21 protein-coding genes and 1 pseudogene are annotated in these 22,991 nt (G+C 72.5%); 15 read left to right on the top strand and 7 right to left on the bottom strand.

Annotated features, from left to right (window positions below; all coding sequences use genetic code 11):
• Window positions 1-76: 76 nt before the first annotated feature.
• Genes ribD through ribH form a run of 4 tightly spaced genes read left to right on the top strand, consistent with a single transcriptional unit; the run spans window position 77 to window position 3,520 of the window.
• Window positions 77-1,138, top strand: coding sequence for a bifunctional diaminohydroxyphosphoribosylaminopyrimidine deaminase/5-amino-6-(5-phosphoribosylamino)uracil reductase RibD (ribD, locus tag AAH979_RS20135; protein ID WP_346259670.1), 1,062 nt, complete (start codon window positions 77-79; stop codon window positions 1,136-1,138).
• A gap of 2 nt (window positions 1,139-1,140) precedes the next feature.
• Window positions 1,141-1,770: a riboflavin synthase gene (locus AAH979_RS20130; protein WP_346259669.1), complete on the top strand. Its 630-nt coding sequence runs from the start codon at window positions 1,141-1,143 to the stop codon at window positions 1,768-1,770.
• Window positions 1,767-3,038, top strand: a complete 1,272-nt coding sequence (locus AAH979_RS20125; protein ID WP_346259668.1) for a bifunctional 3,4-dihydroxy-2-butanone-4-phosphate synthase/GTP cyclohydrolase II — start codon at window positions 1,767-1,769, stop codon at window positions 3,036-3,038. The genes AAH979_RS20130 and AAH979_RS20125 overlap by 4 nt, the downstream gene beginning before the upstream one ends.
• 2 nt (window positions 3,039-3,040) lie before the next feature.
• Window positions 3,041-3,520, top strand: coding sequence for a 6,7-dimethyl-8-ribityllumazine synthase (ribH, locus tag AAH979_RS20120; protein ID WP_346259667.1), 480 nt, complete (start codon window positions 3,041-3,043; stop codon window positions 3,518-3,520).
• 325 nt (window positions 3,521-3,845) lie between these two features.
• Here the strand turns inward: ribH and AAH979_RS20115 are convergent, their stop codons facing one another.
• The 3 genes from AAH979_RS20115 to AAH979_RS20105 are packed head-to-tail and all read right to left on the bottom strand — an operon-like array spanning window position 3,846 to window position 6,300.
• Window positions 3,846-4,604, bottom strand: a complete 759-nt coding sequence (locus tag AAH979_RS20115; RefSeq protein ID WP_346259666.1) for an amino acid ABC transporter ATP-binding protein — start codon at window positions 4,602-4,604, stop codon at window positions 3,846-3,848.
• Window positions 4,601-5,440: an amino acid ABC transporter permease gene (locus AAH979_RS20110; protein WP_346259750.1), complete on the bottom strand. Its 840-nt coding sequence runs from the start codon at window positions 5,438-5,440 to the stop codon at window positions 4,601-4,603. Before AAH979_RS20110 ends, AAH979_RS20115 begins: the two co-directional genes overlap by 4 nt.
• Before the next feature lie 2 nt (window positions 5,441-5,442).
• The gene (locus AAH979_RS20105; protein ID WP_346259665.1) at window positions 5,443-6,300 is read right to left on the bottom strand and encodes an ABC transporter substrate-binding protein; all 858 of its coding nucleotides are present in this window, start codon (window positions 6,298-6,300) and stop codon (window positions 5,443-5,445) included.
• Between the two features lie 210 nt (window positions 6,301-6,510).
• Between AAH979_RS20105 and AAH979_RS20100 the strand changes: the two genes are divergently transcribed.
• From AAH979_RS20100 to hisG, 4 genes are all read left to right on the top strand, one after another.
• Window positions 6,511-7,032, top strand: coding sequence for a SigE family RNA polymerase sigma factor (locus tag AAH979_RS20100; protein ID WP_346259664.1), 522 nt, complete (start codon window positions 6,511-6,513; stop codon window positions 7,030-7,032).
• Window positions 7,029-8,261, top strand: a complete 1,233-nt coding sequence (locus tag AAH979_RS20095; RefSeq protein ID WP_346259663.1) for a GerMN domain-containing protein — start codon at window positions 7,029-7,031, stop codon at window positions 8,259-8,261. The genes AAH979_RS20100 and AAH979_RS20095 overlap by 4 nt, the downstream gene beginning before the upstream one ends.
• Before the next feature lie 63 nt (window positions 8,262-8,324).
• Window positions 8,325-8,606 carry a phosphoribosyl-ATP diphosphatase gene (locus AAH979_RS20090; protein WP_318397514.1) on the top strand — a complete coding sequence of 94 codons (282 nt, stop codon included), beginning with the start codon at window positions 8,325-8,327 and terminating at the stop codon, window positions 8,604-8,606.
• A gap of 79 nt (window positions 8,607-8,685) precedes the next feature.
• A complete protein-coding gene (gene hisG, locus AAH979_RS20085; protein WP_346259662.1) occupies window positions 8,686-9,531 on the top strand; it encodes an ATP phosphoribosyltransferase in 846 nt (281 codons plus the stop codon).
• Between the two features lie 226 nt (window positions 9,532-9,757).
• Here the strand turns inward: hisG and AAH979_RS20080 are convergent, their stop codons facing one another.
• Window positions 9,758-11,371 carry a helix-turn-helix domain-containing protein gene (locus tag AAH979_RS20080; RefSeq protein WP_346259661.1) on the bottom strand — a complete coding sequence of 538 codons (1,614 nt, stop codon included), beginning with the start codon at window positions 11,369-11,371 and terminating at the stop codon, window positions 9,758-9,760.
• 229 nt (window positions 11,372-11,600) lie between these two features.
• Here AAH979_RS20080 and AAH979_RS20075 point away from each other — a divergent pair, with 229 nt between their 5' ends.
• The 5 genes and pseudogenes from AAH979_RS20075 (at window position 11,601) to AAH979_RS20055 (ending at window position 16,658) form a co-directional block, all read left to right on the top strand.
• Window positions 11,601-12,383 carry a MerR family transcriptional regulator gene (locus AAH979_RS20075; protein ID WP_346259660.1) on the top strand — a complete coding sequence of 261 codons (783 nt, stop codon included), beginning with the start codon at window positions 11,601-11,603 and terminating at the stop codon, window positions 12,381-12,383.
• A 35-nt stretch (window positions 12,384-12,418) separates the two neighbouring features.
• On the top strand, window positions 12,419-12,811 hold the full coding sequence (locus AAH979_RS20070; protein ID WP_346259659.1) for a VOC family protein: 393 nt from the start codon (window positions 12,419-12,421) through the stop codon (window positions 12,809-12,811).
• Between the two features lie 393 nt (window positions 12,812-13,204).
• Window positions 13,205-13,939, top strand: coding sequence for a class I SAM-dependent methyltransferase (locus AAH979_RS20065; protein ID WP_346259658.1), 735 nt, complete (start codon window positions 13,205-13,207; stop codon window positions 13,937-13,939).
• Window positions 13,940-14,638: 699 nt separating this feature from the next.
• Window positions 14,639-14,731, top strand: a pseudogene (locus AAH979_RS20060) (GNAT family N-acetyltransferase); the annotation flags it as partial.
• 226 nt (window positions 14,732-14,957) lie between these two features.
• Window positions 14,958-16,658 carry an ABC-F family ATP-binding cassette domain-containing protein gene (locus AAH979_RS20055; protein WP_346259657.1) on the top strand — a complete coding sequence of 567 codons (1,701 nt, stop codon included), beginning with the start codon at window positions 14,958-14,960 and terminating at the stop codon, window positions 16,656-16,658.
• 351 nt (window positions 16,659-17,009) lie between these two features.
• Here AAH979_RS20055 and AAH979_RS20050 read toward each other — a convergent pair whose 3' ends face one another.
• Window positions 17,010-19,205, bottom strand: coding sequence for a glycosyl hydrolase family 18 protein (locus tag AAH979_RS20050; RefSeq protein ID WP_346259656.1), 2,196 nt, complete (start codon window positions 19,203-19,205; stop codon window positions 17,010-17,012).
• Window positions 19,206-19,422: 217 nt separating this feature from the next.
• On the opposite strand from AAH979_RS20050, the gene AAH979_RS20045 reads away from it, so the two are divergent.
• Window positions 19,423-20,712 (top strand): hypothetical protein, encoded by a 1,290-nt coding sequence (locus AAH979_RS20045; protein WP_346259655.1) that lies wholly within the window; start codon window positions 19,423-19,425, stop codon window positions 20,710-20,712.
• Window positions 20,713-20,822: 110 nt separating this feature from the next.
• Here AAH979_RS20045 and AAH979_RS20040 read toward each other — a convergent pair whose 3' ends face one another.
• Window positions 20,823-21,287 (bottom strand): PQQ-binding-like beta-propeller repeat protein, encoded by a 465-nt coding sequence (locus AAH979_RS20040; protein WP_346259654.1) that lies wholly within the window; start codon window positions 21,285-21,287, stop codon window positions 20,823-20,825.
• An 84-nt stretch (window positions 21,288-21,371) separates the two neighbouring features.
• Entirely contained in the window at window positions 21,372-21,962 is a 591-nt protein-coding gene (locus AAH979_RS20035; protein ID WP_346259653.1) for a MarR family transcriptional regulator, read from the bottom strand.
• Between the two features lie 40 nt (window positions 21,963-22,002).
• On the opposite strand from AAH979_RS20035, the gene AAH979_RS20030 reads away from it, so the two are divergent.
• Window positions 22,003-22,962 carry an EamA family transporter gene (locus tag AAH979_RS20030; RefSeq protein WP_346259652.1) on the top strand — a complete coding sequence of 320 codons (960 nt, stop codon included), beginning with the start codon at window positions 22,003-22,005 and terminating at the stop codon, window positions 22,960-22,962.
• Window positions 22,963-22,991 lie beyond the last annotated feature (29 nt).

The raw sequence follows: 22,991 nt of genomic DNA, 5'->3' as shown, positions 1-22,991 counted from the left end.
ACGCCCGGCCATCGGCCGGTGCCCTCCCACACCCCGCCTGCGCGCCACGACGACGGGCGAGGAAGAGGGAAACGGCATGGGGGGCGTCTCCGCCGACGAGGCGATGCGCCGGGCTATCGCGCTGGCGGCCCGCGGCCTGGGCACGACGAGTCCCAATCCCCTGGTCGGCTGCGTGTTGCTCGACCCGCACGGCGAGATCGTCGGCGAGGGTTTCCACGCGTACGCCGGTGGGCCGCACGCCGAGATCGTCGCGCTGGCCCAGGCCGGTGAGCGGGCCCGCGGCGGCACCGCCGTGGTGACCCTGGAACCCTGCGACCACACCGGGCGTACCGGGCCGTGCAGCGGGGCGCTGATCTCGGCCGGGGTCCGCCGGGTGGTGATCGGCGTACCCGATCCGAACCCGATCGCGGCCGGCGGCATCGAGCGGCTGCGGGAGGCCGGGGTCGAGGTCGAGGTCGGGACACGCGCCGCCGAGGCGGAGGCCGGCAACCTGGCCTGGCTGACCGCGGTACGCCGGGGCCGGCCGTACCTGATCTGGAAGTACGCGGCGACCCTGGACGGCCGGATCGCGGCGGCCGACGGCACCAGCATGTGGATCACGTCCGAGGCGGCCCGGATCGACGTGCACGCGCTGCGCGGCACGGTCGACGCGGTGATCGCCGGGGTCGGCACCGTCATCGCCGACGACCCGAGACTGACCGCGCGGAACCTGCGCGACGGCACCCTGGCCATCCGGCAGCCGCTGCGGGTGGTGGTGGACAGCGCCGGCCGTACCCCCCTCGACGCCCGGGTCCGGGACGGCGCCGCGCCCACCTGGGTGGCGACCGCCAAGGAGGTCGGTACCGGCCCGGACGGCCGGGTGGAGTTGACCCGGCTGCTCGCGGAGCTCTACCGGCGCGGCGTCCGGGCGGCACTGCTGGAGGGCGGCCCGACCCTGGCCGGCGCGTTCCTCGCCGCCGGCCTGGTCGACAAGGTGGTCGGCTACCTGGCGCCGAAGCTGCTCGGGGCCGGCCCGGCGGCACTGGCCGACGCCGGCCCACAGACCATCTCCGAGGTCATCGACCTGGAGTTCACCGACATCACACCGGTCGGCCCCGATCTGCGGGTCACCGCGTTTCCCCGGAAGACGGAGGGCTGAGGATGTTCACCGGCATCGTGGAGGAGTTGGGCGAACTGGTCCGGCGGGACGACACCGGAGGCGACTCCGCCCTGGTCGCGATCTGCGGCCCGGTCGTCACCTCGGACGCCCGGCACGGCGACTCGATCTCGGTCAACGGGGTCTGCCTGACCGTGGTGGAGGTCGACGGCGACACGTTCACCGCCGACGTGATGGGCGAGACGTTCCGGCGTACCTCGCTGGGGGCGCTGCGCCCGGGTGACCCGGTCAACCTGGAGCGGGCCGCCACCCTCGGCAGCCGGCTCGGCGGGCACCTGGTGCAGGGGCACGTCGACGGGGTCGCCGAGATCGTCGGGCGGGCGCCGGCCGAGCAGTGGGAGACGGTCACCTTCGGCCTCCCCGCCGACCTCGCCCGGTACGTGGTGGAGAAGGGCTCGATCACCGTCGACGGGGTGTCGCTGACCGTCGCTGCGCTGACCGCGCAGACCTTCTCGGTCGGGCTGATCCCGACCACGCTGGCCGCCACCACGCTGGGCCGCAAGGGTGTCGGCGAGCCGGTCAACCTCGAGGTTGACGTCCTCGCCAAGTACGTCGAACGACTGCTGACGACCGGTGGGCGACTGCCGGTCGACGGACTGGAGGCCGTGGCATGACCACCGAATTCGGCACCATCGAGGCAGCGCTGGCGGAGATCGCGGCCGGCCGCCCGGTCGTCGTGGTCGACGACGAGGACCGGGAGAACGAGGGCGACCTGATCTTCGCCGCCGACCGGGCCACCCCGGAACTGGTCGCGTTCATGGTCCGCTACACCTCCGGGTACATCTGCGCGCCGCTGACCGAGGAGGACTGCGACCGCCTCGAACTGCCGCCGATGTACCACACCAACCAGGACAAGCGGGGCACCGCGTACACGGTGACGGTGGACGCGCGGGAGGGGGTCAGCACCGGCATCTCCGCCGCCGACCGGGCGCACACCATCCGGCTGCTCGCCGACCCGTCGACCGACGCCACCGACCTGAGCCGGCCGGGGCACGTGGTGCCGCTGCGGGCCAAGGCCGGCGGCGTACTGCGCCGTCCCGGGCACACCGAGGCGGCCGTCGACCTGGCCCGGCTCGCCGGACTCCGCCCCGCCGGGGTGCTCTGCGAGCTGGTCAACGACGACGGCACCATGATGCGCCTGCCCGACCTGGAGAAGTTCGCCGCCGAGCACGGCATCACGCTGATCACCATCGCGGGCCTGATCGCATACCGACGGCGTACCGAGACGGATGTCGAGCAGGTCGTCGAGACCCGGCTGCCGCTGCCGTACGGGCCGTTCCGGGCGGTCGGCTACCGGGCCCGGCAGGACGGCGCCGAGCACATCGCGCTGGTCTACGGCGACCTCGGCGACGGCCAGGACGTGCTGGTACGGGTGCACTCGGAGTGCCTGACCGGGGACGTCTTCGGCTCGCTGCGCTGCGACTGCGGCCCCCAGCTCGACGCCGCGCTGGCCCGGGTCGCGGCCGAGGGGCGGGGCGTGGTGCTCTACATGCGCGGGCACGAGGGGCGCGGCATCGGGCTGCTGCACAAGCTGCAGGCGTACCAGTTGCAGGACCTCGGCCGGGACACCGTCGATGCCAACCTGGATCTCGGGCTGCCGGCCGATGCCCGGGACTACGGCACCGGCGCGCAGATCCTCTACGACCTCGGGGTCCGCTCGATGCGGCTGCTGACCAACAACCCGGCCAAGCGGGCCGGGCTGGAGGGGTACGGGCTGACCGTGGTGGGCCGGGAGGCGATGCCGGTCCGGGCCACCCCGGAGAACGTGCGTTACCTGCGTACCAAGCGGGACCGGATGGGGCACCTGCTGGACGAGTTGGAGACCCCGGCCGACGCCGGGGAGCTGACGGAACTCGCGGAGATGACGGAAAGGTTGGCGTGACGATGGCGGGGTTCGGAGAGCCGGAACTGTCGACGGTGGACGCCTCCGGGCTGACCGTGGGGGTGGTGGCCGCGCGCTGGCACGGCGAACTCACCGACCACATGGTCGACCGGGCGGTGACCGCGGCGAAGGCGTGCGGGGTGGACGACGTGGTCGTGGTCCGGGTGGCCGGCTCGGTGGAGCTGCCGGTGGTGGCCCAGGCGCTGGCCCGGCGCTACGACGCGGTGGTGGCGCTCGGCGTGGTGATCCGGGGTGCCACCGCACACTTCGACTACGTGTGCCAGTCGGTGACCGAGGGGCTGACCCGGGTCGCGCTGGACAGCGGGAAGCCGGTCGCGCACGGCGTGCTGACGGTGAACAACCTGGAGCAGGCCCGGGACCGGGCCGGGCTGCCCGACTCGGCCGAGGACAAGGGCTGGGCGGCCACCACGGCGGCCCTGGAGGCCGCCGTGGCTGTCCGGGATATCGCCGCCCGCCCGTAGCCCGCGGGGGCGATCCGGGGCGTCGTCGCCCGCCTGGCCGATGATCGGGCGGGTCGCAGGGCCAGTGCCCGCCGGCGACCGGTTGGCCTGGCTTGCGCTGGACGGTGGCGTGCACGGCCAGGGACAGGTCCCCGATTGCGAGACTGTCGAGCTGGGTGCACAGACGGGGCACCACCCCCGGCCGCGGTTCCGGCTCGTAGTACGGCGCCGGCCTGCCGCACTGGCGGCGGCCAGCCCTACCCGCCGGCCTGCCGTCGCGGGTGCACGAGCGGGGCAGCTCGACAGTCTTCGGACGGAGCACGTCGGGCGTCGGGCCGATCCGTCGTCAGCCGACCTGGAGGCGGCCCGCCTCGATGATCCGGCGGAGGAACTGCCGGGTACGGGGCTGGGTCGGCTCGCCGAGCACCTGCTCCGGCGGCCCCTCCTCGATCACCCGGCCGCCGTCCAGGAAGCAGACCCGGTCGGCGACCTCGCGGGCGAAGCCCATCTCGTGGGTGGCCAGCACCATGGTCATGCCGTCCGCCTTCAGACCCCGGATCATCGTCAGCACCTCGCCGACGAGTTCCGGGTCCAGCGCCGAGGTCACCTCGTCGAGCAGCAACAGCCGGGGCGAGTTGACCAGCGCCCGGACGATCGCCACCCGCTGCTGCTGGCCGCCGGAGAGCCGGTCGGGATAGTCGGCGGCCTTCTCGGCCAGCCCGACCCGGGCGAGCAGCTCCCGGGCCTGCGCCTCGGCCTCGCCCCGGTCCCGCCGGTGCACCCGGACCGGGGCCAGCGTGATGTTGTCCAGCACCCGCAGGTGCGGGAAGAGGTTGTACGCCTGGAAGACGATGCCGATCCGCCGGCGTACCAGGTCGGGGTCGGTGCGCGGGTCGGTGATGTGCTCGCCGTCCAGGTGGATGGTGCCGTCGTCGATCTCCTCCAGCAGGTTCACGCAGCGCAGCAGCGTGGACTTGCCGGATCCGGAGGCGCCGATCAGCGCCACCACCTCGTGCTCGGTCACGTCCAGGTCGAGGGCGTCGAGTACGACGTGCCCGCCGAAGACCTTGCGCAGCCCCCGGCAGCGCAACACGGGTGTGTTCATCGGGCGGCCTGCCGGCGGGCGGCGCGCAGGGTCACCCAGTCGGTGACCGCGATGAGTGGAATGGCGAGCAGCACGAAGAGCACCCCCGCGACAATGTACGGCGTGTAGTTGAAGCTCTCGGCGGTGGCGATCTGGGCGGCCCGTACCGCGTCGATCGGCCCGGCCAGCGAGACCAGCCCGACGTCCTTCTGGAGCGCGACCACGTCGTTGAGCAGCGGCGGGGCGACCCGGCGGACCGCCTGGGGCAGCACCACGTGCCGCATCGTCTGCCGGTAGCTGAGTCCGAGCGACCGGGCGGCGGCGAGCTGGCTCGGATGGATCGACTCGATGCCGGCCCGGAACACCTCGGCCAGGTAGCCGCCGTAGGTGAGGACCAGGGCGATCCCGCCGAGCACCAGCACCGGCGGCATGCCCTGCAACCGCAGCCCGGGCACGCCGAGGGTGAGCACGTAGATCACGATGATCAGCGGCAGCCCGCGGAACGTGTAGGTGTAGCCGGCCGCCAGCGCCCGGACCGGGAAGAAGACCGGGCCGCGCAGGGTACGCAGCACCGCCACCACCAGGCCGAGGGCGAGCGCCCCCAGCGCGCAGAAGAACAGCAGCCGGACGTTGAGCCAGAGTCCGGTGAGGATCTCCGGCAGTGCCTCCCGGCCGATGCGCGGGTCGAGGAAGGACTGTCGTACCCGCTCCCAGCCGGGCGACCCGGTTACCGCGAGCACCAGCAGGGTGCCGAGTACGCCGGTCGACGCGGCGGCGACCAGCACCGAGCGGACCGTCTGCCGTTTCCGGTAGGCGGTCCGCTGGCGCGCGATCGGTGAGGGGTGGTGGTCGAGCAGGGTCACGTGATGTCGGTGACGCCGGCCACCTCGGAGAGCCAGGTCTTCTCCAGGTTGCCGAGCGTGCCGTTGGCGCGGAGCGCGTCGACCGCGCCGCTCACGCAGCCGGTCAGCGGCGAGCCCTTGTCGAGCAGCAGGCCGAAGGCCTCCGGCAGCCCGACCTGCGGCAACTGCCCGACGATGGTGGCATCCTTCACCTCGGTCGAGGTGATGTAGAAGGCGGTGGGGAGGTCCACCACGATGCCGTCGAGCTGGCCGTTCTGCAGGGCCTTCTTCGCGTCGTCGTTGGTGTTGTAGACCTGCGGCTTGACCGTCGGCTTGATCACATCGGTGATCGCCTGGTAGCTGGTGCTGCCCACCTGGGCGCCGAGCTTGGCACCCTGGAGGTCGGCCAGCCGCGACCTACCGGTGATCTTGGAACCCTTGCCGGCGACGACCGCCTGCCGGACCAGGTAGTACGGCGAGGTGAAGTCCACCGCCTGCTTGCGCTCGTCCGTGATCGAGAACTGGTTGATGTCGAAGTCGAACTCCTTCGGCCCCGGCGCGATCGCGGTGTCGAACTTGACCCGTACCCACTGCACGTCGACCCGGGCGAAGCCGAGCTGCTCGGCGACCTCGTAGGCGACCGCGGACTCGAAGCCCTTGCCGTTGGCCGGCAGGTTGTCGGCAAACCAGGGTGCGTACGCGGGGTCGTCGGTGGCGATGGTCAGCTTGCCCGGCGTACGGGTCTTCAGCTCGGCCTTCGTACAGGTGGCCTGCGGTGCAACGGGCGCGGGTTGGTGCTGGGGCGCGCAGCCGACGAGGGCCGCGAGAACAAGGGTGGCGGTCGTGAGCGCGACCGGCAGAGATCGGCGAGCCATGGCCGACAGCATAGGCACACGTCGACGGGTACCCATAGATATCTCTCTCGATCCGGTCGGGATATCAGCCGGTCGGGTGGGTGATCGGCCTGTCGAGATCGGCCTGTCGAGTGGTGTCGACCCGGCGCGGCGGGTAAACCGGAACGGGGGGTCGCGCGTCATCCTGCCGTGACGACCCAACTGGTCTCCGACCCGCCCGGCGGGAGGACCATGACACGATCGGGACCACCACAGTGGGGGGCGGACGAGGCGATCACCAACCTCTTCGCCGCCCACTACCGCCCGCTGGTACGACTCGCCACGCTGCTCCTGCACGACCAGGGTGCGGCAGAGGAGATCGTGCAGGACGGTTACGTCGCGCTGCACGGGCACTGGTCCCGGCTGCGGGACGCCGACCGCGCCCTCGGCTACCTGCGGACCAGCGTGCTGAACCGGTGCCGGTCGGCGCTGCGACACCGCCGGGTGGTGACCGCGTACCTGGCCGGAGCCGGGCCGGTGGCGGACGCGCCGAGCGCCGAGGCCGGCGCACTCGACCTGCTCCAGCACGACGCGGTGATGGCGGCGCTGCGTACCCTGCCGACCCGGCAGCGGGAGGCGCTCGTGCTGCGCTACTACCTCGACCTCTCCGAGGCCGAGACCGCCGAACTGATGGGTGTCAGCCGGGGCGCGGTGAAGAGCCACACCTTCCGGGGGCTGGCCGCGCTGAAGCAGAGCATGGGGGCGGAGCGATGAACGAGCAGCGGCGACCCGGTGCGCATTCCGAGCCGGCGTGGACGTCGGGACCGGGGGCGACGTCGGGGCCGGGGGAGCAGGCACCGGGGGACGAGGACCTGCTGCGCCGGGTACTCGCGACCGAGGCCGGCCGGATCGAGCCGGGACCGGGCGCGCTGCCCGAGATCCAGCGGCGGATCGGGGCCGGCGACCGGGGCGGCGCGCGGCGCTGGTGGCGCGGACCGGGCTGGTCGCTGCCCCGGGTCGCCCGGGGCCGGTGGGGCGGCTGGTCGCCGCTGGCGGCCGGTTCGGTGACGGTCGCCACGCTGAGCGTCGCGGCGGTGCTGGTCGGGCTGGCCGGCACGGTCGTGCCGGCACCGTCCGACCGGGCCGAGCCGCCGCCCGGCGCGGACCGGCCGGCGACCCTGACAGCGTCGCCGGACGACGTCCGCACCGGTCCGACTCCGCCGGACGGCGCGGTCGCCCCCTCGGCCGGCACCGGCACGGGTACGCCGGCACCCGGCGCCACCGAGAGCACCGCCGACCTGCCGGTCTACTACCTCGGCGGTGACCGGGCCCGACCCCGGCTCTACCGCGAGTTCCACCGGCTGTGGCTGCACGACGGCTCGGCCCGGGACCGGATCACCGCCGCGCTGCGGAACCTGCTGGACGGGCCGGTCGGGATGGACCCGGACTACCGCAACCCGTGGCCGGAGGGGACCGACCTGCGGGAGGTGAGCGTCGACGACGGCATCGCCACCGTCGACCTCGCCGGGGCCTCCCGAGACGGCGTCGACGAGGTCACCACACGGCTGGCCGTGCAGCAACTGGTCTGGACCGTCACCGCGGTGCCCGGGGTCTCCGGGCTGCGGCTGCGGCTCGACGGTGCAGCGGTCGACCGGCTCTGGGGCCGGGTCGACACCTCCGGGGTGCTGCGCCGGGCTCCGGCGATGGAGGTGCTCGCCCCGGTCTGGCTGATCTCGCCGCAGCACGGCGACGCGGTCAGCCGGAGCTTCCAGGTGCACGTCGCCGGGATCCTGCCGGAGGCGACCGCCCAGCTCCGGATCCAGCGCGGTACGCGTACCGTGCGGGAGCAGGTGGTCACGCTCTCGGTCGCCGGGCCGGCCCAGGGGGAGGCGACGTTCCGCGTCACGCTGCCGCCGGGCCGGTACACGCTGACCACGTACGCGATCTCGCTGGAGGACGGGTCCGAGCGGTTCCTCGACGACCACACCGTGACGGTGCGCTGAACCGGCCGGCGGTCCACCTGGTGGGCCGCCGGCCGACCCGGCGACCGGGCCGGTGCCGGCCGGCTGCGAGAATCGGATGCCGTGAAGACGTTCGAGGAGCTGTTCGCCGAGTTGCAGGCCAAGGCCGCGGCCGGCACCCCCGGCTCGGCGACGGTGGCCGCGCTGGAGCGCGGCGTGCACGCGATCGGCAAGAAGGTCGTCGAGGAGGCGGCCGAGGCGTGGATGGCCGCCGAACACGAGGGTCCGGAACGGGCCGCCGAGGAGATCTCCCAGTTGCTCTACCAGGCGCAGGTGCTGATGCTCGCCACCGGTCTGGATCTCAAGGACGTCTACCGACATCTGTAGTGCCCCGCCGCGTCCCGTCGACCGCACCGGACGCGTCCGTCAGCCCGATTCCGATCCCTGACCGCGAGGAGCACTCCCGATGCTGCGCATCGCCATTCCCAACAAAGGCACCCTGTCCGGACCGGCCGCCCAGATGCTGCGCGAGGCGGGCTACCGCCAGCGCGGTGACGACCGCGACCTGATCTGCCGGGACGACGCCAACGACGTCGAATTCTTCTACCTCCGCCCCAAGGACATCGCCACCTACGTCGGCTCCGGCGACCTCGACCTCGGCGTCACCGGACGGGACCTGCTGGTCGACTCGGCCAGCCCGGCCGAGGAGATGCTCGACCTCGGTTTCGGCGCGGCGACGTTCCGGTTCGCCGCCCGGCCGGAGACCGTCTCGACGGTCGACCAGATCGCCGGCCGGCGCATCGCCACCGCCTATCCCGGGGTGGTCGAGGGCTACCTGACCGACCACCGGCTGGACGCGACGGTGATCCGGCTCGACGGCGCGGTCGAGAACGCCGTACGCCTCGGCGTGGCCGACGTGGTCGCGGACGTCGTGGAAACTGGTGCCACGCTGCGGCAGGCCGGCCTGGTGATCATCGGTGAGCCGATCCTGCGCTCGTCGGCCGTCCTGGTGCGCCGGACCGGCGCCCCGGCCAACGGGCAGGTGGACCAGCTCGTCCGGCGCCTCCAGGGGGTGCTGGTCGCCCGCCGGTACGTGATGCTCGCCTACGACGTCCGGGCCGACCTGCTGGAGAAGGCCAGCGCACTCACCCCGGGAATCGAGTCCCCGACCATCTCGCCGTTGCACCGGGAGGGCTGGGTGGCGGTGCAGGCGATGGTGCTGCGCCAGGACGTACACCAGATCATGGACGAGCTGTACGACGTCGGCGCCCGGGCGATCCTGGTCACCGACATCCACGCCTGCCGGCTGTAGTCCGCCGCCCGGCCACCGCCCTGGCGCGTCCGTACCTCTCGTGGCCAAGGCCACCGTCCGGCTGCCCTTCGCCCTCGTGGCACCACCCGAAGGGTCGCCGGACGGTGGCCATCCCCCGCATCGGCACCGACACCGTACGGCGTCCCGGACGCCGGTCGCGAGGGAGCGATCTGCACAGCGACCCCGCGACCGGTCCCGCCGTGCACAGTGACCGCCGGCCCGGCGGTCAGCCGTCCGCCAGCTCGACCGCGCGCAGGGCGAGCCAGAGTTCGTGCCGGGCGTCCGGGGCGTGCAGCAGCGAGCGCCCGAGCGCCTGTTCGGCCCGGGCGAGCCGCTTGCGGGTGGCCGACACGGAGATGCCGAGCCCGGCCGAGGTGGCCGAGAGGTTGGTGTCGGCGGCCAGCCAGGCCCGTACCGTCTCGAGCCCGGTCGACCGGTCGGTCGCGCGCAACGGCCGGAGCCGGGCCCGGGCCCACGCCGTCACGGCCGGGGCGGCGAGCAGGTGGTCCAGGGTGACCTCCCGGTCGGCCGGTACCGTTTCGGCCGGCACCGTACCGGCCCGCGGGTCGTCCGGCCGGGGCGCGGCGCGCACCCGCAGCGCCAGCCAGGCGGCGGAGCGGTCGGGGACCCGGAGGAGATCCATTCCGAGTAGCGCGTTGAGCAGCCGTAGCCGACCGGTCAGGGTGTTGCGGTGGATCTTCAGATGCCGGCTGGCCGCGGTGTCGAAGGCCAACCACGAGCTGAGTGTGCCGAGCAACTCCATCGCACCCGGGTCGGCCCGGCGGGCCGGGACGTGGTCGAGGCAGGGTTGCAGCAGCCGCTGGGCCCAGAGGTACCCGTCCGGGCCGGTGAGCGGCACGAGGTCGTGCTGCCGGTCGAAGCGCGCGTACCCCTCGCTCGCGGCCCGGGCCACCGCCAGCGCGTGGAAGGCGTGCTCGTAGCCGGTGGCCGTGTCCGCCAGCGCGACCGGTTCGCTCATCCCGACCCGGCACTGCCGGGCCCGGGCGGTGATCAGCCGCCCGAGCCGGTCCACCGGATCGGTCCGACCCGCGCCCCGCCGGGCGGCCTCCCGGCCCGGCGCCGGGGCGTCGCCGGTGGACGGCTCGGCCGGTACGAGTGCGATGAGATGGTTCGAGCGGACCGGGCAGGGCACGATCCAGGCCCGGCCGGCCAGCGACCGGTCGATCTCGGCGGCGACCTCGTACCGTTGCCGGCCGACACACTCGATCACACAGACCCGCAGCGCGTCGGGCAGGTGCGGCCGCAGCGCCGAGGCGATCCGCCGGGCGGGCGGCACGTCGCCGACCATCAACAGGTGCAGTACCGCCTCCCGGCCGTGCGCGTCGGCGGCGACGATCCGCCGGCGGGCCCGGTCCGCCTCCTCGACCCGCCAGCACAGCGAGAGTGTCCGCGCGGCGTCGGCGAGCAGTTCGCCGAGCTGCCGCTCCGGGGCGGCGACGACCGCGAGGTAGCCGACCTGTTCCTCGACCTGGGCAACCAGCGACGCGGCGGACCTGTCCGGGGCGCCGCCGTCCAGCCGCAGCAGGTGGACCCGGGTCGGTCCGCCGGTGTCGACCACTGCGGCGCTCGACCCGCGCCGGGACAGGTCCGCGATGGCGGCGCCGACCGCCGGCGACAGCAGGGTGCCGGGTCCGAGCCGGTCGGTGGGCCCGGCGAGTACCTTCCCGTCGGCCCCGACCAGCAGGGCCGCGCCGCCGGTACGCCGCCCGAGCCAGTCCAGGATGTCGCGTACCGCGTCCGGCCCCACCGAGAGACGGGCGAGCCTCAGCAGGTCGCCATCACGGCTGGGCGTGGCCACGTCCTCTGGTTCCCGGCTCATCGGGTGCTGACTCCTCGGTACGTCCTCCCGGCTCGGCGACCTCCGGTGCGGATCCGTCGTTCCCGGCCGCGACGCTCCTGCCGAGCGGGTGGGCGGAGCCAGCGTACCGGGCTGTTTCCGGAGCGCGACTCCGCTCTGCGCCCCACCTGCGGACCTGGTCCCGGTGCCCCTGACCGGTTCCTGGTGCGCACTTGCTCCTGACGTAACGGGAGGTCGTAGCGTTCCCGGCGTGACCGGGAGAGACGACGACACCGGACGTCGGTGGAGCATCGGTGAGTTGGCACGGGCCACCGGGACCACGGTGCGTACCCTGCACCACTACGACGAGATCGGCCTGTTGCGGGCGGGCGAGCGCACCAGCTCCGGGCATCGCCGGTACACCGAGGGTGACCTGCGCCGGCTGTACCGAGTGCGGGCGCTGCGCGGGCTCGGGCTGTCCCTGGAGGAGATCGCGGGCGTACTCGCCGGGTCGGCGGGCGACCTGGCGGCGATGCGGGACCTGCTGACGGCCCAACTGCGCGGGCTGGCGGCCCAGGCCGTCCGGCTCGACCAGCTCATCGAGCGGCTGCACGGCCTGCTCGACCAGATCGACGGCGCGTCGATGCCCGATCCGGACCAGTTTCTGACGACCCTGGAGATGATCTCTGTGTTCGAAACCTCGTTCAGCGGCGAAGAGCGGGAGCACCTGGCGCAGCGGCGGGCGGCGCTCGGCCCGGCCGGAGTCGAGGCGGCCCGGGCCGAATGGGCGGAACTCGTGGTGGAGCTGCTCCGGCACGTCCAGCACGGCACCCCGACCGACGATCCGGCGGTACGGGCCCTGGCCGGCCGCTGGGACGCCCTGGCGGACCGGTTCCACCCGGCCGGGGCCGCCGGGGAGCGGACCAGAACGGCGGCCCGGCGGATGTGGGACGAGAACAGCGGGGAACTCGGCCGGAGCCTCCCGTGGCCGGCCGACCAGATGCGCGCCCTCGTCGACTACCTCGACCGGGTCCGCGCCGGCCTGGACGCCTAGGCTCCGTCGCCGGACCGACGGCCTAGGCTGCCGGGGTGCGGATCGACCTGGTGACCATCGTGGTGGCGGAGTACGACCCGGCGATCGAGTTCTTCACCGGAGTGCTCGGCTTCGAGCTGGTCGAGGACTCGCCGTCGCTGACCAATGACGGTCGCCCGAAACGGTGGGTCGTGGTCCGGCCACCCGGTGCCGAGACCGGCATCCTGCTCGCCCGCGCCGACGGCGAGCGGCAGGGTGCCGTGGTCGGCGACCAGGTGGCCGGCCGGGTCGGGTTCTTCCTCCGGGTCGACGACTTCGACGCCGCGTACGACCGGATGGTCGCCGCCGGCGTCGAGTTCGTGAGCCTGCCGAGGGCCGAGCCGTACGGCCGGGTGGCGGTGTTCCGGGACGTCGCCGGCAACCGTTGGGACCTGCTCGGCCCGGCCTGAGCCGAACCCTGCGGCGGGCGGCGGTGCCGGCCGTAACCGCTCGGTAAGAAACCTCCGGGGCCGGGCGCAGCCACAATCCGGAGATCGAGAGTGAGGTCGAGAGTGAGAGTGAGAGCGGATGCGGGAGCGGTAAAGCGGTTGCCGGGGTGACCGGGCGTCTGTTGTCCTGACCCTGCCCGGCGGCCAGAGCCGACCGGAAGCCGACCGAGAGAGGAGACGGCCATGCCACGAGCGCCCATGTCCAGTCAGCGAGCAGGCGTCGTCTACCCGAAGGATATGAGGCTTCATGAGTACGTCGGTCTCCACGACCAGCACAGCGGCGGGCGCCGGTAGGACGCGCCCGACCGGATTCCCGCCGGCCGCTCGGCCGGCCGGGCGCGAGGAGGGCGAGTGATGTCCCTCCTCGACGATCCCGGACTCTTCGGCCGGCTCTGGGCCGCCGGCTACGACAACGGCTCCAACCCCGATCCGGCCCCGGCGGTGGACTTCCTCGAAGGTCTCGCCGACGGCGGTCCGGTGCTGGAACTCGCGATCGGCACCGGCCGGGTCGCACTTCCGCTGGCCGCCCGCGGCCTCGCCGTCGAGGGCGTCGAGGCATCCGAGGAGATGGTGGCGCGGCTACGTGCCAAGCCCGGTGGCGAGCAGTTGCCGGTCGCCGTCGGTGACATGGCGGACGTGCCGGTCAGCGGACCGTTCACCCTGGTGTACCTGGTCTACAACACACTGTTCAACCTGGTCCGTGCCGGGCGGCAGGAGGAGTGCTTCCGCAACGTCGCGCGGGTGCTGGCACCGGGCGGCGCGTTCGTGATCGAGACGTACGTCCCTGATCCGGTCGACATGGAGCGCACCGAGCAGCAGGTCCAGGTGTGGGACGTGACGGAGGACTCGGCGACCATCCGGCTGCACCGGTTCGACCGGGCCGCGCAGACGTTCGTCCGGCAGACCATCAGGTTCGACAGTGCGGGCGTGCATCTCAAGCCGTTCGGCATGCGGTACGCCTGGCCCGAGCAGATCGACCAGATGGCGGCACAGGCCGGTCTCCGGCTCGCCGACCGGTACGCCGACTGGCACCGCCGGCCGTTCGACGCGGAGAGCAAGAGCCACGTCTCCGTCTATCGGCGCGGTTAGCGCAGCCGACCGGGGACTCGTCGTTACCCCCGTCCGGTGCCTACCGGCCTTCGGTGGTGACGGGTCCCTGGTTGACGGCGCGGCGGTGCGGCTGCTGCCGGGAGTCGAGGATGGGATCCGGGTCCGGGCAGGGCCGCCTCGCCGGAAGTTCCGGCCATCTTCCGGGAGTCAACGGTGGGTTGATATGTGGCTCGTACAGGTCTTGTGTCGAGCGCCTTCGATGGGTATTAATAGTGGTACAGCTTATCGACGGAGCTGATTACCGGAAGTTTTCGGCAACCTGTCTCGGTCGGCGGTACGCCCACCGTCGACCCGACGGCCACCTGTGGGTGGTGGGACATCAGCAACAACCGGCTGGCTCGTTGCCGGGCCGTCGAACCGGATCCGGCTTCCACGGCGCCGGATCCGGCCCCGGGAGCAGGTGCCACCCGCGCTGCCAGTCAACGGCGGCGGCCCACCAGCGCCGCGAGTTGGCGCCGGCGAAATCCGGTGCGGAGGGAAGGACGCCCCCTCCGCACCGGGTCGGCGTACCGGTCGGTACAACCTGACTCTTCCGACCGGAGCGGCAGCCCCGTCCGCCGACCCGGTGAGGCTTCCGACTGCCGGAGCCCGACGGTGTGGCAGGCCAGCTCGCGCGAGGTGTCTTCCTACCGCCGCCGCCCGACCGAGGACGAGAGCATCCCTCGCGGGACGTCCAGCTTCTACCACCGTGAGGGCTACCGCGAGATTCCGCTGTTCGGCCCCTACGTGGGCTCGACCCTGTCGGTCTGCTACGAGCGGAAGCTCCGCTGACCAGTACCCGAATACTCCCGATCACCATCCTCGACGCCTCGCACGACGAGTCGGCTATGGTTGTCGGCATGCATTCAGGCATCGCTGCGATGAAGCCCTGGTCCCGCCGCTGACGGCGGCAGGGTTGACCCGGCTTCTCTGAGCTAGCTCTGTTCCGCCGTCCTGGTGTTCCTGCCGGGCGGCGTCTTCGTGCTGCCCGGCTCCACGACGAGCCGAAGAGCAGACAGTGAACAATCTTGACCTGAACTCATCCCCGGAATCGACCACCCTGTCCGATTTCGCCTGGGGCGGTCGGCTGCCGGCCGGTGACCGGGCGCACGTCCGAGCCGACGGCGTACGGGTCGTGCTGGGGGGCCGCGTCGTCCTCTCCGACGTGAGCGTGACCGTCTCGGCCCGCTCCCGCCTTGCCGTCGTCGGCGAGAACGGCCGGGGCAAGACGACCTTGCTGCACGTACTGGCCGGCATGCTCGCGCCCGACCAGGGCACGGTGGAACGGATCGGCACGATCGGCGTCGCCCGGCAGTCGCTGGAGGCGCGCGGCGGGGAGACGGTGGGCAGCCTCGTCCTGGGGGCGATGCGGGAATCCCATCGTGCCCTGCGGGCGCTCGACGACGCGGCGACGGCGCTCGCCGAGGGCAGGGCGGGCGCCGACACCGCGTACGCCGCCGCCCTCGACGCCGCGACGCGGCTCGACGCCTGGGACGCGGAGCGCCGGGTAGACGTGGCGTTGGCCGGGCTCGACGCCTGCACCGACCGGGAACGCCCGCTGGCCACACTGTCGGTCGGGCAGCGTTACCGGGTACGCCTGGCCTGCCTGCTCGGGGCGCGCCACGACATGCTGCTGCTGGACGAGCCGACCAACCACCTCGACGCCGACAGCCTGACCTTCCTCACCGCACGGCTCCGCCAGCATCCCGGCGGGGTCGTGGTGGTGACGCACGACCGTGCCCTGCTTCGGGACGTGGCCGTGGAGTTCCTGGACCTCGACCCGAGCCAGGACGGGCGACCGCGCCTCTTCGCCGGCGGCTACGCCGGCTGGCAGGAGGGGCGCCGGCGCGAGCGCGAACGGTGGGAGCGGGACTACGAGGCCCAACAGGCCGAACACCAGCGACTGGCCGAGGCGGTGAACGAGGCGCAGCAGCGACTCAGCACCGGCTGGCGCCCGGAGAAGGGGCACGGCAAACACCAGCGCCAGTCCCGCGCCCCGGGCGTCGTCCAGGCGTTCCGGCGCCGGCAGGAGGAGCTGGACGCCCACCAGCTCACCGTGCCCGAGCCGCCACTGCGGCTGCGCTGGCCCGACCTCGCCACCCGCCCCGGTTCGCCCTTGCTGCGCTGCCACGACGTCACCGTGACCGGACGGCTGCACCGCAGCGTCACGCTCACCCTCGACGGCGGGGACCGGCTGCTGGTGACCGGCCCGAACGGGGCGGGCAAGTCGACACTGCTCGCGGTACTGGCCAAGGCTCTCGAACCGTCGACCGGCCAGGTCCGCCACCTCTCGGGGGCTCGGGTGGCGTACCTCGGGCAGGAGGTGCCGGCCTGGCCGCCGACCGTGCTCGCCCACCAGCTGTACGACCAGCACGTGGGCCAGCTCCAGTCCCGGGGACACCTCGGCGCGAAGGGCCAGCTGGCGCTGACCGCGACCAACCTGCTCGACCGGGAAGCCCTGCGCACACCCGTCGAGCGGATGTCCCAGGGCCAGCAACGCCGGCTGAACCTCGCGCTGCGGCTCGCCGAGCGACCCGACCTGTTGATCCTCGACGAACCCACCAACCACCTGTCGGCGCTGCTGGTAGACGAGCTGACCGTCGCCCTGCGGGAGACCCCGGCAGCCGTCGTCGTCGCCACCCACGATCGCCAGATGCTGCACGACCTCGCGGCCTGGCCGACGTTGCCGCTGACCGCCGACACCACGGAACCGTCCTGACGACCCAGCACGGCCGGGAACCCTGGCCCCGACCGCCGGCCCGCACCGGGCGACCCGAGAACGTCGTCATCTGACAGATGTCTCGCCGCTGCGCGGCGGCGCAGACTTCGGTCGTACCGGAGCGGGGTGGAAGCCCGGCACCGCCGCACGACGCGAACGGGAGTCTCCCGGCCCGCCGCCACGACGCAGCTCGTGGTCCGGGGCGCGGGGACGGCCGCGGCACGCTGAACCGGCCCGGACCGCGTGAGCGAGGAGGCGGAGGAGGCAGCGAGACCGTCGAGGGGGACAGCGAGGGGGAGGATCGCCCGCCCGGGCTTGACCCGGGCGGGCGATCCTGTCGACGGTCCGGATCTAGCTGGCGGGACCGATGAGTTTCCAGGGTTCGTGGTCGGGGTCGGCTCCGGTGCCCGGGGCGTTGCCCTGGGTCCACCACTTGGCCCGCCAGATGGTGCCGTTGTACTTCACGGTGACGTTCTCCACCGACTGCGTCGCCGGGTCGTACACCCTGGCGGCGTCCCAGGCCGGTGCCGAGCAGCCGCCGGCCGGCGGGTTCACCTTCGCGGCCCCCCGGTTGTGCTCGGTGACCGGCGCGTACGTCGTACTGCCGAGCTTCACCGTGGTGTTCACCGGTCCGGTGGCCGGGATGTAGTAGATGATCGGGATGTCGAGGCTCTTGCCGGCCGGGATGATCTGGCAGTAGTCCAGGTTCAGGGTTACTCGATGGAAGTCGCCGGCGAGTCCGGTTCCGGCGTTCGGTCCGGTGTGCCCCGCCTGGACCTTCCACCGGCCGCCCTGCTCGCCGGTCTGCCAGTCGCCGTCCTTGACCAGCGCCGGGGTGGAGGTCGGCAGGTCGAACGAGATGACGTTCTCCTTGCCGCCACCGATCGTCACCCCGGTGTTGTTGGTGATCCGGACCGTCGGCGTCAACGGCCAGAGCTGCGCCGTCTCGGTGGGGTACCGCACGAGGTCGACGGTGACGTCGATCGCCGAGCCGGGGCGCTGTGCGGTGCTGCCGGTGCCGCGGCTGTTGTCGTACGCGTCGAGGCCCTGGAGCCGCTCGTGCAGCCGGCGGGTCAGGGTGTGGCCCATCACGCACGGGTTCCTGGCGCTGGTGTCAGCCTCGTCCGGGCAGTCGTAGTCGCCGGAGAGTTCCCACATCATCACGCCGCCCGCGCCGCTGCGGTCGACGTAGTCGATGATCTGGTCGAGGCTCTGCATGTCCTGGATGGAGAGGAAGGTCCTCTTCTCCGAGTTCCACAGCCAGGCGGTGCGGGTGGTCGCGTCCCAGTGCCGGTCGTAGGTGCCGGTGCGCCGGTCGTCGGGGTCGGTCTCCGGGCTCAGGCCGACCGCGTTGGTGTACCGGGGCGTGACGTCACGCTCCAGGTTCTTGGCGTGCCACATCGGGTTGACGCCCGCGCCGACCTCCGCGCCGTCGGCGGAGACGTCGTGCCAGATGTTGTCGACCCCGACCGCGCCGTCGCCGCAGGGTCGGACCAGGCCGGTCCCGGGTTGGCAGTCCGCACCGACCGACGTCCCCCACATGCCGTTCTCGCCGCCGGTGACGTCGCGCCAGCCCCGGGTGTAGTACGGGATGCCGATGTTGATCCGTCCGGCCTGCATCGCGCCGCGCAGGTAGTGGAACGCCCAGTCGGTGTTGAAGTAGCCGATCTTCTGGTACTCCGGGGTCTGGTAGAGCTCGGTCAGCTCCGGGTCCTTGCCGTCGTCGTAGAGGGCGGCGTTCGGGCCGACCACGTCGTTCCAGGAGCCGTGGTAGTCGTACGCCATCAGGTTGGTGTAGTCCTGGTAGCGCAGCGCCTTGTGGTTCTCCATGCCTCGGAGGAGGTAGCCGGAGGCGGAGGAGGCGGAGGTCAGCAGGTAGTATCGGCCGTCCGCCGCGGCGGCCCGGTCGAGCCGCTCCCGCAGCGTCTTCATCAGCGCGGTGTACGCCGCCGGCAGCCCCTTGCGGCGCGGCTGTGCGGTCGCCCAGTCGTTCGGGTTACCGGTGTCGTCCAGCACGGTCGGGTACTCGAAATCGATGTCGACGCCGTCGAAGTCGTACCGGCGGAGGAATTCGACCACCGAGTCGGCGAAGGTGTTGATCCCGGCCTGGTTGGTGGTGCCGTCGGCGTTGGTGGTCATCGGGTAGAAGCCGCGGCTCTCCGCCCAGCCACCCACCGAGATCAGTGTCTTCACCCGGGGATGCAGGTCCTTGTAGGTGTTCAGCAGGTTGAAGTGGCCCCGGTACGGCAGGCTCTCGTCCATCTCGGTGCCGGGCCCGTCCCAGGTCATCCCGGTGGCCGGGTTGCCCGGACCGTCCGCACCGACCGAGATCCGGTTTCCGTCGATCCGGGCGAAGGCGTAGTTGATGTGTGTCAACTTGGACCAGGGGATGTTGTTCACCAGATAACGCGGTTTACCGTCCGCACCGGTACGGGTGCCGTTGAAGTAGCCGATCACCCGCCGGTCGCGGTCCTGGCCGAGCCACTCCCGCCCGTCGCCCTGATAGACGTGGCAGTACGGGGCGTTGGTGCCGGCGGTCGGGACCATCCCGTCCGGGCGGCACTGCGCGTGGACGAGATGGCCGGACGCGCGCGGCGCACGGCCCGGGATCCGGCTGTCGAGCCCCGCGCCAGCGCGTTCAATCGACCTTCAGTTGCCGTCCAGTCCGGGTTGCGAGCCTGGCCCGCACACGTACCTCGGTTATGGAGGAAGCATGATGCGGATAGGCAGGGTCCGGGAGACGTCGACGGTATCGGGAGGGGCGGTGGCGACCACCACTCCGCCCCGGCCGGGTCCGGCGGCCGAGCAGGACACCCGGGTCGATACGGCCCGCCCGGTCGACCGGGCCGGACGGGGCCCGGTGAGGTCGCGCCGGCGCCGGCGGAAGAGCGGGACGCGGGCTCTGACTCTGGTGCTGGCGCTGGCGCTGGCCGGGACGCTCGGGTACGCCGTGCCGGCGTACGCCGGTGTGTCGGGCGACGAGGGTACGCCGAGCCTGCCGGCCCGGCCGGCCGTGGCCGCACCCGGCGTGTCCGGGCTGGCGCCGACCGATGCCATCCGACCTGCTGGCCGGCGTCTCGCGGCGTCCGTACCGAGCGGCACCGGGATCACCCTGGGAGAGCCGAAGACCGGCCCGGCCCCGCGCATGGCCACGGACGCCCAGGACGACCCTCCGACCTGCGTGCCGTACATCAGCCGGCAGGTGACCCTCAACGGCACTGCCCTGGCCCGGGTCGACTACCTGGCCGAGATCGTGTGCAACTTCTACCTCGCGGGTGCGGGCCAGGCGTACCTGATCGAGCGGTCAGGCGGTGCCAGGTACGACGGTGCCGTCATCGCCGCTGCCGCTCCCTTCGCCTTCTCCTCTTCCTACTACGGCTACAGCATCGGCGCGGTGCTGATCGACGGTCGCATCTACGATGGCGGTCGGCAGCTGGAGATCGGCTTCGACCTGGCACTACAGACGTTGGACGGAACGCCGTGGGGCGGCTGCTTCGCACTGCCTGCCGGGCAGCGCTATCTGTCTCCGTGCTACGGCCTGGGCACCTCCACACTGTCGGTCTCGCTGGGGTCGGGAGTGTTCAGCACGGGTCTGCCGGCACACAACCCGGCGGCCTTCATCCGGGACATCCCGGCGATCGACCTGCTCACCTTCCACGTGGGCGGGCAGTCCGATCCGACCTCGACGGCCCGGCAGAACATCGTGGACGCGGCGGCCGGGTTGCCCGCCAGTACCAGCGACTTCAGCCATGTCGGCAGGACCAGCGTGAACCTTGACCTCGACATGTTGCGGGGAATGCTCAGCCTGCACCTCCTGGACGGCTTCACCTTCCGGGTGACCGCGATAGCGGGTAGCAGGCACGGTGCCAACTCCCGGCACTACGTCGGCAAGGCGTTCGACGTCGACACGATCAACGGCACCCGGGTCACCACCGCGAACCCGTTCAACCAGGCGTTCAAGGACGCATGCCGCGCCTATGGCGCGACGGAGGTGCTGGGCCCGGGGGACGACGCGGACCACGCCACGCACGTCCACTGCGCCTGGCCCCGCTGACGGCTGCGACCAGGCTGACACCCGGCACGGGCGGACCGGTGCGGAGGACCGTCGTGGTCCTCCGCACCACCGTGGGCGGGTCCGGGCCGCGGGTCAGCGGTCGCGACCGATCACGGACTCGTACCGGTGGCGGTGGCCGGCAGGCCGAAAGAGTAGAAGGTGGTGCTGGCGGCGCCGAGCCGCTCGTAGCCGTTGCCCCAGTACAGCTTGCCGTCGACGATGGCCGGACCGGCGTTCGACGCCCCTGCGCCCTGGTACTCCCACAGCACCTCGCCGTCCTCGGCGTCGAGGGCGTACATGTAGCCGTTCAGCGAGCCGTAGTAGACCACGCCGTTCGCCGTCGTCGCCGGGCCGACCGCCAGGCCGCCGTGCGGTTCCGGTACCTGCCAGACGATCTCCCCGGTCGCCACGTCCAGCGCGCCGAACGAGCTGTAGGCGATGGTCTGGCCGTCGGGCAGTTGGTACGGCTCCCGGTCCCAGACCGACGCGCCGCTGAAGATGTCGCCGCCCGCACCCTGGTCCGGCAGGGTGTGGCTCTTCCACCGGACCACTCCGGTCGCCGCGTCGACCGCCACCAGGCTGCCCCGGAAGGTGCAGCAGTCGTACGCCGGGCCGCCGGCGGCTCAGGCCGGCCGCTGGGGTCCACGGACAGGGCGCGGTTACTCGACGCGCCCCCGTCGGGTCGGCTGCGAGTCGTCGCCCCGCGCCTCCGCCCGGGGGCGCGTCCCAGAGTCTCTGGGCGCTGCCGGTAGCGGCGTCTCGAAGGCGGCGAGCCAGGCGGCGAGCAGTCGTTCCAGCTGGGCGGCATCGTCCGGCGGCAGCTTGTCGAGGAGGCGGCGTTCGTTGCGCATGTGCTCGGCGAACGCCTGGTCGATCAGCTTTCGGCCGGCCTCGGTGAGCGCGACCACCCGTCCTCGCCCGTCGGTCGTGCTGGGCCGTCGGCTGACCAACCCGTCGCGCTCCAGCCGGTCGATCCGCTTGGTCATCGCCCCGGTGGTGACCATGGTGAACGCGGCCAGTTCGCCCGGAGCGCGTTCGAAAGGCTCGCCGGCGCGGCGCAGGGTGGCGAGGACGTCGAACTCACCCTCGCCCAGCCCGTACCGCCGGTAGACGACCTGAAGCTGCTCGGTGAGGTGCCCGGCGAGGCGGTGCAGCCGGCCGATCACCCCCTGTGGGCGTACGTCGAGGTCGGGTCGCTCCCGGGCCCAGGCCTGCTGGATCCGGGCAACGTGATCCAGGTACTCGGTCACACTCGACAGTATAGCTTCCTGGGAAGCTATACTGTCTTCCGTGGAAGCTACTTTTCGGTGGGTGCCCGTCACCGCGATCGCCCCGGTGGCCTGGGGCGCGACCTACTTCGTCACCCACCGGTTCCTGCCGGCCGACTATCCGCTGTACGGGGCGGTGATCCGGGCACTCCCGGCCGGCCTGCTGCTCCTGCTGGTACGCCGGACGCTGCCGCGCGGCTCGTGGTGGTGGCGGTCGCTGGTCCTCGGCACCCTCAACATGGGCGCGTTCTTCGCGCTTGTCTACCTGGCGGCGCAGGTACTGCCGACGAGCGTCGCCTCGACGATCATGGCGACCGCGCCGGTGGTGATGATGCTGATCGCCTGGGCGGCGCTCGCCGAACGCCCCCGGGCGGCGCACCTGGCCGGCGCCGGCATCGGGATCGGCGGCGTCTGCCTGCTCCTGCTGGACGGCGCGGTCGCCGTCGACTTCTCCGGGGTACTCGCCTCCGTCGCCGCCATGGTGATGTCCTCGCTCGGCTACGTGCTCGCCAAGAAGTGGAGTGCGGGCGTCCGGGTCGGGCCAACCACCGCCAACCAGCCGATCGACGTCTTCTCGCTGACCTCGTGGCAGCTCGTCGCCGGCGGCGTGGTCCTGCTCCCGGTCGCCGTCGCGGTGGAGGGGCGGCCGCCCGCCCTGGACGGCCCGGCGGTCGCCGGCTTCGGCTACGTCACGGTGCTGGCCACCGCGCTCGCCTTCGCCGCCTGGTTCACCGGACTGCGGCACCTGAGCGCCGGCACCGTCGGCCTGATCGGGCTGCTCAACCCGGTGACCGGGGTACTGCTCGGCACGGTGGTCGCCGACGAGACCCTCGCGCCGCAACAGGTCTGCGGGCTCGTCCTGGTCTTCCTCGGCATCCTGCTCGGCCAGCCGCTCACGGCACGCCTCGCCGCGCGCCTCCGGGCGGCCCGAGCCCGCCGAACCAGCCGGGCCGGGAAGCAGGCGTCACCCTGCCCGGGCTGACCCCCGGACCTGCGGCAGACCGGCCGTCG

This window comes from Plantactinospora sp. ZYX-F-223 (genome assembly GCF_039649625.1).
Classification (GTDB): Bacteria; Actinomycetota; Actinomycetes; order Mycobacteriales; family Micromonosporaceae; genus Plantactinospora.
This window is presented reverse-complemented; position numbering and strand designations above follow the sequence as displayed.

Excerpts from the sequence above, each read along its gene's own strand:
- AAH979_RS20095 (WP_346259663.1), top strand. The coding sequence starts at position 7,029 with ATGAACGAGCAGCGGCGACCCGGTGCGCATTCCGAGCCGGCGTGGACG.
- AAH979_RS20100 (WP_346259664.1), top strand. The coding sequence starts at position 6,511 with ATGACACGATCGGGACCACCACAGTGGGGGGCGGACGAGGCGATCACC.
- ribD (WP_346259670.1), top strand. The coding sequence starts at position 77 with ATGGGGGGCGTCTCCGCCGACGAGGCGATGCGCCGGGCTATCGCGCTG.
- AAH979_RS20050 (WP_346259656.1), bottom strand. The coding sequence starts at position 19,205 with ATGGTCCCGACCGCCGGCACCAACGCCCCGTACTGCCACGTCTATCAG.
- AAH979_RS20105 (WP_346259665.1), bottom strand. The coding sequence starts at position 6,300 with ATGGCTCGCCGATCTCTGCCGGTCGCGCTCACGACCGCCACCCTTGTT.
- AAH979_RS20080 (WP_346259661.1), bottom strand. The coding sequence starts at position 11,371 with ATGAGCCGGGAACCAGAGGACGTGGCCACGCCCAGCCGTGATGGCGAC.
- AAH979_RS20125 (WP_346259668.1), top strand. The coding sequence starts at position 1,767 with ATGACCACCGAATTCGGCACCATCGAGGCAGCGCTGGCGGAGATCGCG.
- AAH979_RS20130 (WP_346259669.1), top strand. The coding sequence starts at position 1,141 with ATGTTCACCGGCATCGTGGAGGAGTTGGGCGAACTGGTCCGGCGGGAC.
- AAH979_RS20115 (WP_346259666.1), bottom strand. The coding sequence starts at position 4,604 with ATGAACACACCCGTGTTGCGCTGCCGGGGGCTGCGCAAGGTCTTCGGC.
- ribH (WP_346259667.1), top strand. The coding sequence starts at position 3,041 with ATGGCGGGGTTCGGAGAGCCGGAACTGTCGACGGTGGACGCCTCCGGG.
- AAH979_RS20065 (WP_346259658.1), top strand. The coding sequence starts at position 13,205 with ATGTCCCTCCTCGACGATCCCGGACTCTTCGGCCGGCTCTGGGCCGCC.
- hisG (WP_346259662.1), top strand. The coding sequence starts at position 8,686 with ATGCTGCGCATCGCCATTCCCAACAAAGGCACCCTGTCCGGACCGGCC.